General features: G+C 58.8%; 10 protein-coding genes and 1 pseudogene. 1 reads left to right on the plus strand and 10 read right to left on the minus strand.

Translation table 11 applies throughout. From position 1 onward, the window contains the following. Positions 1 to 33: 33 nt before the first annotated feature. The 7 genes from ACWGTO_RS19775 to ACWGTO_RS19805 form a co-directional block, all read right to left on the minus strand. Positions 34 to 813: an ATP-binding cassette domain-containing protein gene (locus ACWGTO_RS19775; RefSeq protein WP_454576480.1), complete on the minus strand. Its 780-nt coding sequence runs from the start codon at positions 811 to 813 to the stop codon at positions 34 to 36. Beyond that, a complete protein-coding gene (locus ACWGTO_RS19780; protein ID WP_454576481.1) occupies positions 813 to 1952 on the minus strand; it encodes an ABC transporter permease in 1140 nt (379 codons plus the stop codon). Before ACWGTO_RS19780 ends, ACWGTO_RS19775 begins: the two co-directional genes overlap by 1 nt. 69 nt (positions 1953 to 2021) lie before the next feature. Further along, on the minus strand, positions 2022 to 2975 hold the full coding sequence (locus tag ACWGTO_RS19785; RefSeq protein ID WP_454576482.1) for a sugar ABC transporter substrate-binding protein: 954 nt from the start codon (positions 2973 to 2975) through the stop codon (positions 2022 to 2024). Positions 2976 to 3298: 323 nt separating this feature from the next. After that, a complete protein-coding gene (locus tag ACWGTO_RS19790) occupies positions 3299 to 4369 on the minus strand; it encodes a zinc-binding dehydrogenase (RefSeq protein ID WP_454576483.1) in 1071 nt (356 codons plus the stop codon). 87 nt (positions 4370 to 4456) lie between these two features. After that, positions 4457 to 5257, minus strand: a complete 801-nt coding sequence (locus ACWGTO_RS19795) for an SDR family NAD(P)-dependent oxidoreductase (protein WP_454576484.1) — start codon at positions 5255 to 5257, stop codon at positions 4457 to 4459. A gap of 24 nt (positions 5258 to 5281) precedes the next feature. Continuing rightward, the gene (locus ACWGTO_RS19800) at positions 5282 to 6064 is read right to left on the minus strand and encodes an SDR family NAD(P)-dependent oxidoreductase (RefSeq protein WP_454576485.1); all 783 of its coding nucleotides are present in this window, start codon (positions 6062 to 6064) and stop codon (positions 5282 to 5284) included. A gap of 66 nt (positions 6065 to 6130) precedes the next feature. Then, complete coding sequence (locus tag ACWGTO_RS19805; protein WP_454576486.1) at positions 6131 to 6520, minus strand: Dabb family protein; 390 nt, start codon at positions 6518 to 6520, stop codon at positions 6131 to 6133. Positions 6521 to 6628: 108 nt separating this feature from the next. Here ACWGTO_RS19805 and ACWGTO_RS19810 point away from each other — a divergent pair, with 108 nt between their 5' ends. Continuing rightward, positions 6629 to 7543: a LysR family transcriptional regulator gene (locus ACWGTO_RS19810; protein ID WP_454576487.1), complete on the plus strand. Its 915-nt coding sequence runs from the start codon at positions 6629 to 6631 to the stop codon at positions 7541 to 7543. Positions 7544 to 7594: 51 nt separating this feature from the next. Here ACWGTO_RS19810 and pcaF read toward each other — a convergent pair whose 3' ends face one another. The 3 genes and pseudogenes from pcaF to ACWGTO_RS19825 form a co-directional block, all read right to left on the minus strand. After that, positions 7595 to 8794, minus strand: coding sequence for a 3-oxoadipyl-CoA thiolase (gene pcaF, locus ACWGTO_RS19815; protein ID WP_454576488.1), 1200 nt, complete (start codon positions 8792 to 8794; stop codon positions 7595 to 7597). Between the two features lies 1 nt (position 8795). Further along, positions 8796 to 9454 (minus strand): annotated as a pseudogene (locus tag ACWGTO_RS19820) (3-oxoacid CoA-transferase subunit B). After that, positions 9451 to 10131, minus strand: coding sequence for a 3-oxoacid CoA-transferase subunit A (locus ACWGTO_RS19825; RefSeq protein ID WP_454576501.1), 681 nt, complete (start codon positions 10129 to 10131; stop codon positions 9451 to 9453). The pseudogene ACWGTO_RS19820 and the gene ACWGTO_RS19825 overlap by 4 nt, the downstream one beginning before the upstream one ends. Between the last annotated feature and the right edge of the window lie 63 nt (positions 10132 to 10194).

Genomic DNA, 10194 nt, shown 5'->3' on the forward strand with positions numbered 1-10194 from the left:
CCCATTTGCGCACTTACTCGTTGGTCCACCAAGTCAGACCGTTCCTCCCAATGATGCTTCCAACTGCGCAAGCTCTTGTCCGCCTGCCATCAAATTTTGCAGCTCCTCAGCACTGATATGCCCCCGGTCCGCTGTCCCCAGGGTCTTGCCCCGATTGAGAACCGTGAAGCGGTCACCGACTGCAAGCGCGTGCCGGACATTATGCGTGATGAACACGACGCCGATGCCCTTTTTCCGGACATGATCAATGGTCGTAAGAACGTTGGCAGTCTGCCGGACCCCGAGAGCTGATGTGGGTTCGTCCAATATGAGAACCTTCGCACCGAAGTAGACTGCGCGCGCGATGGCGACAGTTTGGCGCTCGCCGCCCGAAAGGGTGCCTACGGCCTGGCTGGGCTCGCGCAGATTGATGCCCATATGCCGCATTTCCTGCATGGTGATGGCGTCGGCCGTCTCGAGATCGAAACGGCGGAACGGCCAGATACCTTTCTGAGGCTCTCTGCCCATCCAGAAGTTTCGCGCAACGCTCATCAGGGGGATCATCGCGAGGTCCTGATAGACTGTCGCGATGCCCGCCGCCAGGGCGTCTCGAGGCGTCGTAAAGTGAGCGACTTGCCCACCGACTTTTATCTCCCCTTGGGAGGGCACATGCACGCCTGACATAGTTTTGATCAAAGTCGACTTGCCTGCGCCGTTGTCGCCGAGGAGGCAATGGCACTCGCCGGCCTGCACGTTGAAAGATACTCCGGACAAAGCAATGATGTGCCCAAATTGCTTCCGGATGTCGACCATCTCGAGGATCGGGGCAGCCATCACTTCTCTCCCGTGATCATACGGCGGACGTAGGTATTGGCCAGGACTGCGGCGAGCAGAATGCTCCCCAGGAACACGCGGAAGAGCGAGCTTTCCACGTTGGTGAAAAACAGGCCTTGCTGGACGACACCAAAGATAATCGCACCCAGCGCGGCGCCGACCACCGAGCCGTAGCCACCGGTTAGAAGCGCTCCGCCGATCACCACGCAGATGATGGCCTCGAACTCCTTCATTATTCCGCGGTCAGAAGCAGCCGACCCGAACTCGATGACTTGTTCGATGCCGAGGAACGCGGCGCAAAGGGCCGCAACCATGAACATAAGTATCTTCACGCGGGCAACCGGAACACCGACGTATCGGGCGGCCTCCGGATCACCGCCCGCTGCGAAAATCCAGTTTCCGAAGCGGGTCCGGGTGAGAACCCATTGCCCTACAAGCACGAAAACAATGGCCCAAATTATCAACATGGGAATGCCACTGACGACTGGCTGCCCCATGCGCGTGCCCTTTGCGAAGGTTGCGATGATGCCTTGCTGGCCAAGCCATTGGAATAAGCCCGTGAACGCCTCCCCTCCGAGAAGCCATGCGATCGGATCCCCAGCGGCGACCTCACTAATGCCCGAAACGACCGGCTGACGATTGAATGTAATGGCACTCCAGATGGTGGCGCCTCGAAGAATGAATAGAAATGCAAGAGTGACGATGAACGAAGGCAAGCCGGTGCGGATCACGAGCCAGCCGTTGATCATGCCAAGGCTAGCGCAAAGCATCATCGTCACCAGAATTCCAGCCCATACGGGAATGCCAAGCTTCATGACGAGAAGCGCAAACACCATGCCGGAGAAGCCGACCATTGAACCCAGTGAGAGGTCGAATTCACCTGCAATCATCAAAAGGCATACGCCGACCGCAAGCACGATGAATTGAGCCGAAACCGTGCTCCAATTCATCACGCCCTCGAGCGCGAACATTTGGGTGCCGCCGGCAAGGATCAGGAAGAATACGAAAACCGCGATCGTCCCGCAGATAGCTCCGAGCTCAGGCCGAATAAGCGCCTGGTGGAGGCGATGGAGTTCTTTCACGCGTTCGTCTTTGGGAAGCGTGGGCCGCGGGGCCTCGTTGGTCTGAACGTTCGTCATGACTTCCAACTCCTGCCGTAAGGCTACGGCGGAGGCACATGGCCTCCGCCGTGTTCGATGGTGATTGCCTTAGCGGTATTGCCCCGCCAGGGATTCAACCAACTTGATGTTGTCCTTGGTGACGAACCCGGGTCCGGAGAGGACTGAGTTCGCCGGGACGACGCCGTAACGGAGATAGTTGGTCAGAGTGATCACCGGCAGGTAGCCTTGCAGGAAGGGCTGCTGGTCAATGGCGAAGTTGATGACGCCATCCTTGATCGCCTTGGAGATGTCGGGGTTCAGGTCGAAAGTCGCGAAGAAGATGTTGCCCGCCATTCCGTTGTCCTTAAGAGCCTGGATGGTCGGTATCGCGGTCATCGGGCCAAGCGTGAGGACGGCGCCGGTATCGGGGTTGGCCGAGAGATAGGCCTTCACCCTGTTGGCGATCTCCGCTGCGTCAGTGCCCGAGTCAATCATCTGCTTGCCTAGCTCCACGCCGAGACCCTTGGCGAAGCCCTGGCAGCGCTGCTCGCCGGCGACGTTTGGAAAAAGGCTGTTCACGCAGAGGAAGGATTTGATGCCCGCGGCCTTGGCTCGTTCACCGGCGCCTTCGCCCGCGTCGAACTCCGGCTGCCCAACGTGCAGAAGGGCTCCTAGCTTCTTCGACTGCTCGGCCGTTCCGGTGTTCATCGTCACGACCGGAATGCCCTTGGCGACCGCATCAGCGATGGGGCCACTGACAAGGTCGGCGTCGGGGATCGTTACGATGATACCGCTCGGCGCTTCTGCAGTGGTCTGCTGAATGATGCGAACCATGTCGGCAAGATCGCCCGTCGGCGGATTGCGGAACGTAACCTCCGCTCCCACTTCCTTGGCGGCCAAGCTGGCGCCGTTCTTGACGGTATTCCAGAAGGTCTCGCTATCGGGGGAATGCTCGATCAGTACGTATTTCTCGCCATCCGCATGAGCCGATACGCTCCAACCAGCGGTGGCGGCGACGGTGAATACGGCCGAAAGCAGTGCGTTCTTGAATGAAGATTTCATTGGATCCTCCCTGGTGGAAACTTGCTGTCGCTCTGCCCGACGGTGCTTGAAGCGACCTCCCCGCTGTCCGGGCAGCTCGGCTGCCTGCGGTCCAACGTGAGTTCATTTATGCAGATAGCGGCAATCGGGATAAACGGGGCAATCAAGGAAACAGTCTTGCACTACTTGCAAAAAGCTTTGCGGCTTGGTCTTTCGCGCGAGCTGGAAGAAAGGGGATTGCGCAAGGGAAGTCGGGCCGACCACGACCGTGATCGACGGCTCTTGCACCGTTGCTTCTAAGGTCAGTTCGACAGAGCGCCTAGCGTAGAACGCCTAGTTCGGGATTAGGCGTTGAGGTCCACGAGAATTTTCATTTTCGTGCCACTCGGGTCCAACAGTGGTTGGAAACCCTTGTCGACAAGTTCGTTGAGCGAGATGACCTCGTCAACCAACTGATCGACTGGAAGCCGCCCGCTTTCTATCATCGAGAATACCCGCGGCCACAACGAGGTCGGGTAACATAGTGAACCCTGTAGCCGGATATCCCGCACGATGAGATCGAACGGTGATATCTCCACCTTGCTATTCGTGAGGCCGACCAACACCACCGTTCCCTGCGGTCGGACAGCCGATAGACAGTCCGAGATTGCGCGCGGATTCCCGGCGCATTCAATGGCGGCATCGCAACCGAGACCTTCGAACGTTTCTCTGCTGATGGACGACGCGAGACAGGATTGCGTCGGGTCGATCGTCGCTACCGGAACACCGAGGTTCTCGATGCGCCGACGCCTTGCCGCATTTGGTTCACTCAGGAAGATCTTCGCTGCTCCGGCGGCGTGGGCCGCTAGAACCGTCAGCGCTCCGATGGGCCCGCCACCCGTAATCAGAACCGATCCGCCGGGCATCAGTCCACTACGATCAACCGCGGTCACCGCTACCGCGGCGGGTTCGACCAAGGCGCCTTGGCGAAATGTCAAATTGTCGGGCATTTTCACGGTAGCATAGCCCTTCATCACCGCATATTGCGCGAAACCGCCCCACGGCCACGTCAGTCCGGTGGCTGCCCCGCGCGTTCCCAGGAAATGCAATCCTCGAATGCCAAAATAGCCGTCAAGCGGCCCCATGTGAGGCTGAATGGAGACGCGATCCCCAGGTTTCAGGTGCGTGATTTCACGGCCCACCTTCTCGACGACCGCGCTGAACTCGTGTCCCAGGATTTGCGGAATAGAGGCGCCAGAAAATGCATTCGGTTGAGGCGAGATGAATATCGGACCCGCAGCGAACTCATGAAGATCGGTCCCGCAGATTCCGCAGAGCTGGTTCCGAACGAGAACCTCGTCGGGAGCAAGCTCCGATGGCAATTCTACTTCCTCGACACGAACATCCCTCTTCGCGTGAAACCGAGCTGCTTTCATACCAGACTATCCTTCACTGAGTCCGCCGAGGTGCGGAGCCTTCGTTCAAGTAACTTGGCTGCCTGCGGATGGCCCCAGCTACATTCGTCAAACAATCGACCGGATCGATCCTCCATCGACGCCCCAGACCGCCGAAGTGACGAAGCTAGCAAGGTCGGAAGCGAGGAACACGAGGACGTTGGCGACCTCGTCGGGATCGCCTAGCCGCTGGAGCGGCAGCTGGCGAAGCTTCATTTCATGCTCCACGGCCGCCTGCGGCTCCATCTTGTGATACTTGCCCATTGTCTCGGCGAACCCGCCTGGCTTCGTCCAGAACGGCGTCCAGATGGGACCTGGCGCCACAGCGTTAACGCGGATCTTGGGGCCTTCGGCGCGAGCAAGCGCTTTGGTGAGGGAAAGCACCGCAGCCTTCGACACCGAATAGTCGATCGGCACCGGTTCGGGTTGCCGGGCAAGATCCGATGCGTTGTTGACGATCACACCGCCCTTCGCGCGAAGGATTGGCAATACTTTGCGGATAGCGCGGACGTAGCTCATGAAATTCAGGGCCAGGGTGGCATCCCAAGCGGCATCATCGACGTCGTCGAAAGAGCGGATCGCCCCCGACCCGACATTGTTCACCAGAATATCGATGCGGTTGCCAAAGGCGGTGAGCAACTTGTCCATGCCGTCGGATACGCCGAGCGCGGTCGAAAGGTCTCCAGCCGCGGTGTGCACTGTAACCCCGAAAGCCTTGGCTGCCTCGGCCACCTTCTGCATTTCGGTCTCATCAATATCGAGGATGCCGACGTGCGCACCTTCCTTCGCGAACGCCATGGCCGTGGACCGACCAATTCCGTTCGCACCGCCTGTAATAAAGGCGACTTTACCCTTGAGACCAGTTTCCATTGCTCTTCCTCCCTGTGGGCCCGCTCAGACCGAAGCCCCTTCGGCTCCCGTGCGAAAATCAAAGCCAGCAGTCAGTCCACCGTCTGCGACGAGGTCTGCACCCAAGATTGCGTGGGCGCCGTCAGACAAAAGGAACAGCGCTGCTCGAGCGACTTCGATCGCCTCCAAAATCCTCCCCTCCGGCTGTCTGTTGCTGCGCGTCGCCAGGAATTTGTCGCCGTCGGTGGCAGATTCCAGATGACGTTTGAACAATCCAGCCATCATCGGACCGGGGCTGAGAACGTTGATGCGAACGCCGGCGCGGGCATGGTCCAGGGCTGCAGTCCGAGCAAGTTGCCTTACGGCGGCTTTGCTTGCGTTGTAGACAGCCAATTGCTGCTCGGCCAATCCCGCATTTACCGATGCCACCGCCACCACCGAGCCCCCTCGCCTCTCCATCAGCGGGATCAACGTAGCCATTGCAAGCGCAGTGCCCGTGACGTTCACCTCCATCGCACGCGCGATAATCTCAGGGGTCGTGTCCGGTATGAAACCCGTGTCGAGGACCGCTGCCGAGGTAACTAGACCCAGCCTCCCGGAGACGGCGGAATTTATGGCGTCTTGCACCTTTGCCCAGGTGGTCTGGCTGGAAACTGAACCCGTAACCTGGGCGTAGCCTTCACGATCAGACAATGCGGACGATGTCAGATCCACTCCGACGACCTTCGACCCACAATCCAGCAGCAAAGTCGCGATCTCACTTCCAAGGCCGGACCCCGTGCCAGTAACAACGACTACGTCGGGCAATCCGAAAGTGACCGTTGGCATTGGGTTTCCTCCAATCTTGAAACAGCGATCGAGTAGGGTTCAGGCCTATCCGACGGCGGTATGGGATCACACAGCGCTCGAGAGTTCGCGCCCAGCCGACGAGGCGGCTGCTTCTACATCCTGGACGTAGTCAACTTGGTGCCTCGCGATGCGCATACCCTCCAGCTCATCGCGGACTTTCAAGTGGGCCGGATGCGTGGCGTATGCAGAAAGTGCTTCCTTGCTGCTGAACTCCGAATATAGGACCACATCGCAAGCGTAGGATACCCGGCTGAAATCGACACCGATCTCTAGATGCAAAAGCCCGGGAATGAGGCCTCGTAGGCCCTCGAACCTCGACTTGATTGCAGCGGCCGCCGCATCTTTCTCAGTCTCATTCGTGGCGGCAACGTTCCACATGACGATGTGCTTTATACGGTCGCCATCAGTTCGGTTTTCAATGCTGGGGAGACCCATCCGATCCTCTTAGGCGTGTGACAACGGATTACCGTCCTCAGGAATTGCATTTGCCGTAGAGACGATAAAGACTGCCCATAAGAAAACACTTTCCCTGTGGGTGCAAAAATGGATCGTTGGACTGAACTGGATGTGTTCGTAAAGATCGCTGAGGAGGCGAGCCTCACCCGGGCCGGAGAGACGCTGGGAATGTCTGTTTCGAGCGTGAGCCGTTACCTAATGAACCTCGAGACACGCCTCGGCGTGCGCCTGGTCCAACGATCGACGCGCCAATTGAATCTCACGAGCGAAGGCGAGCAGTTCTACGGGCAGGCGCGTGAAATCATCCACAGCCTTCTCGATGCCGAAGCAAACGTGTCAGCGAAAGCGGCGAGCCCGAATGGTCGACTGCGGGTCGGAGCCTCTCTTTCATTCTCCCTGCTGCATCTGATGCCTGTCGTGCAACAGTTTCGCGATCGATACCCCAACGTCATTATCGATATCGTGTCCTCAAACCGATACTATGACATCGTCGAGAATGGCCTCGATCTCGCAATCAGAACGCGCCGTGTAGAAGCGGACAGTTCCATTACAATCAGACGCCTTGCCGAGACGCGGCGTCTTTTGGCGGCGTCTCCCGCCTACCTGGAGCGTCGCGGCACTCCCCGCCATCCCAGTGATTTGGCCCAGCACGATCTCATTCTCTACACACTCGCCGATAGCTGGAACCAATTCAATTTCCGCAAGGGCGATGACCAGGTCAGAATCGACGTGGACGGTATCATCAATGTAAACGACGGCCAGTTGATCTGTGTGGCCGCGCGAAACGGCTTGGGGATTCTGGCCCAGCCAGCCTACATCATACAGGCCGATCTCGAGGCTGGCAGGCTGATCAGGGTTCTTGATGATTGGGACTTGCCGCGCCTTACCATGAATATTGCATTTCCTACGAAGGTCATGCTCCCAACACGAACCCGCTTGTTCATAGACTTCCTGGTCGAGAGCTTCCGCGTGGGCGAATACGAAAAAATTTGGACGAGTTAAGCGGTCTTGTCGCGCGGGATCGCACGAACGAACAGCATTGGAGGCAACTGCCTATGTCCTCTCCAATGCCACCGCGATTCCCTGTCCGACGCCGACGCACATGGTAGCGAGTGCGCGCCTGCCACCCGAAAGAGACATTTCGATTGCGGCCGTGCCGGCAATGCGGGCGCCCGACATGCCCAAGGGATGACCCAGTGCGATCGCACCGCCATTGCGGTTAACCCGATCGTCATTCAGAGCTACCCCTAGCTCACGAAGCGTCGCCAGACCTTGCGACGCAAAAGCCTCGTTGAGTTCGATGACGTCGAAATCATCCGCTACCAAGCCTAAACGGCTCATCAACTTCTGAGATGCGGGTGCCGGCCCGATGCCCATAATCCGCGGTGGAACGCCTGCGGTAGCGCCGGCCACGACGCGTGCAATCGGGGTCAATCCATTCTTCTTGGCGGCAGACTCGGTTGCAATGATCAAGGCCGCTGCGCCGTCGTTTACTCCTGAAGAGTTGCCAGCTGTCACGCTGCCACCTTCGAAGAGCGGCTTGAGCTTGGAAAGCGTTTCGAAGGTCGTGGCACGTGGGTGTTCGTCACGGTCGACGATCATTGGATCACCCTTGCGCTGGGGAACGACAACAGGGGTGATTTCGCGTGCCAGGCGCCCGTTCGACTGAGCGTTTGCCGCCTTGTTCTGAGAAGCGAGCGCAAACAGGTCTTGATCCTCCCGGGTGACCCCGAAATCGTCCGCAACGTTCTGACCAGTCTGCGGCATCGAATCGACACCGTAGCGCGCCGCCATCGCTGGATTGACGAAGCGCCAGCCGATCGTCGTGTCGTGGACCTCGGCATGTCGAGAGAATGCCGTTTCTGCTTTGGGCAATACGAACGGCGCCCGAGACATGGACTCGACACCCCCTGCGATTACAAGGTCTGCTTCGCCTGCCTTGATAGCGCGGGCCGCTGTGATCACAGCATCCATGCCTGAGCCGCAGAGGCGGTTCATCGTCGTTCCGGGCACACTTTCAGGCAGGCCAGCCAGGAGCAACGACATTCTGGCAACGTTGCGATTGTCTTCGCCAGCTTGGTTTGCGCAGCCGAATATCACCTCATCCACCGCTTGCCAGTCGAGGGACGCGTGCCGCTTCATCAGTTCCCTCAGCGGGACGGCTCCGAGGTCGTCAGCTCGCACGGACGAAAGCATCCCTCCGAAGCGGCCGATCGGCGTGCGGATATAGTCGCAGATAAACGCTTCGCTCATGTCAAACATCCGGAACGATAAGGTCGGCAACCGCACCGACAACGTGTAGTTCAGCGCCTGTCAGCGCTTGCAATTCGTCGATTGAAATGGACGACAGTTTCTCACGAAGCACGAAGTGCGAGTCCTCGATATCGATCACTGCCAGGCTGGTGTAGACGCGTGTCACACACCGGACGCCAGAGCGCATCGCTTCACAAGTTTGGCCTTGCCGTCCTTCGTAATGTGGTCCGTAATCACCGCTACCCGTTTGGCGCCGTGGACCAGGTCCATGGCCCCACCGACGGCGGGGACGCCTTTTGGCCCGGTCGACCAATTTGCCAGATCGCCATTTTCACCCACTTCGTAGGCACCAAGGATAGCGACATCGAGATGGCCGCCACGAACCATTGCGAAGCTATCGGCATGATGGAAGAAGGCAGTCCCTGGGTTCAGTGTCACTGCCTTCTTACCAGCATTGATGAGATCCCAGTCCTCTTGGCCGGCTGCAGGAGCTTCGCCGAAACCCAAGATTCCATTCTCGGTATGAAAGATCGCTTGTCGTCCGGGCGGCTGAAAGTGCGCAACGAGCTCAGGGAGCCCTATGCCGAGGTTTACGTATGCGCCATCGGCTATGTCCTGGGCGGCGCGCCACGCAATCTGAGTGGGGTTCAACTTGTTCATTGGACCACCTCCGGGTAGACGGCATTTGCCAGGTTAAGCGCTTCTTCTTGTGCTGGCTCCGCGACCTCCACGAGGCCCCGCACAAATATGCCCGGCGTCACGACGGTCTCCGGGTCGATCTCTCCAGGACGAACAACCTTAGAAACCTGGGCGATGGTCGTCTGGGCTGCCATACACATCAGCGGATTGAAATTGCGTGCGGCTTTGTTGAAGGTGAGGTTGCCGAACGTGTCGCCAAGATGCGCCTTCACCAGCGCGAAGTCGGCCTTCAGCCAACGCTCCCTGATGTAGGGGCGGCCCTCAAACTCCTCGACCTGCTTGCCCCTCGCAAGGTCCGTTCCATATCCCGTCGGCGTATAGAATGCGGGGATGCCGGCACCTCCCGCGCGAATGCGTTCGGCGAGTGTCCCCTGTGGAACGAGTTCGAGTTCAATCTTGCCAGCCAAATATAGGTCCCTGAAAACGCGCGGATCGGCCGACCTGGGGAACGAGCAGATCAGCTTGGAAACCATTCCCTGCTCGATTAGGGCCGCGAGCCCAACATGCCCGTTGCCAGCGTTGTTGTTCACAACCGTCAAGTTCGTCGGATGACCGGTTTGCACGAAACGGTCGATCAAGGCGTGGATCAGCTCGATTGGTGCCCCCGACCCTCCGAAGCCGCCGATCATCACCGTCATGCTGCGGCGCGACAATGAAGGTGCGAGCGTTGCGTCAATCAAGATGAGAATGCTGGCGGGTTG

The organism is Mesorhizobium sp. PL10, assembly GCF_053714315.1.

Coding starts and splice junctions, on each gene's coding strand:
- ACWGTO_RS19775 (WP_454576480.1), bottom strand. CDS start 813: ATGGCTGCCCCGATCCTCGAGATGGTCGACATCCGGAAGCAATTTGGG.
- ACWGTO_RS19780 (WP_454576481.1), bottom strand. CDS start 1,952: ATGACGAACGTTCAGACCAACGAGGCCCCGCGGCCCACGCTTCCCAAA.
- ACWGTO_RS19785 (WP_454576482.1), bottom strand. CDS start 2,975: ATGAAATCTTCATTCAAGAACGCACTGCTTTCGGCCGTATTCACCGTC.
- ACWGTO_RS19790 (WP_454576483.1), bottom strand. CDS start 4,369: ATGAAAGCAGCTCGGTTTCACGCGAAGAGGGATGTTCGTGTCGAGGAA.
- ACWGTO_RS19795 (WP_454576484.1), bottom strand. CDS start 5,257: ATGGAAACTGGTCTCAAGGGTAAAGTCGCCTTTATTACAGGCGGTGCG.
- ACWGTO_RS19800 (WP_454576485.1), bottom strand. CDS start 6,064: ATGCCAACGGTCACTTTCGGATTGCCCGACGTAGTCGTTGTTACTGGC.
- ACWGTO_RS19805 (WP_454576486.1), bottom strand. CDS start 6,520: ATGGGTCTCCCCAGCATTGAAAACCGAACTGATGGCGACCGTATAAAG.
- ACWGTO_RS19810 (WP_454576487.1), top strand. CDS start 6,629: ATGGATCGTTGGACTGAACTGGATGTGTTCGTAAAGATCGCTGAGGAG.
- pcaF (WP_454576488.1), bottom strand. CDS start 8,794: ATGAGCGAAGCGTTTATCTGCGACTATATCCGCACGCCGATCGGCCGC.
- ACWGTO_RS19825 (WP_454576501.1), bottom strand. CDS start 10,131: ATGACGGTGATGATCGGCGGCTTCGGAGGGTCGGGGGCACCAATCGAG.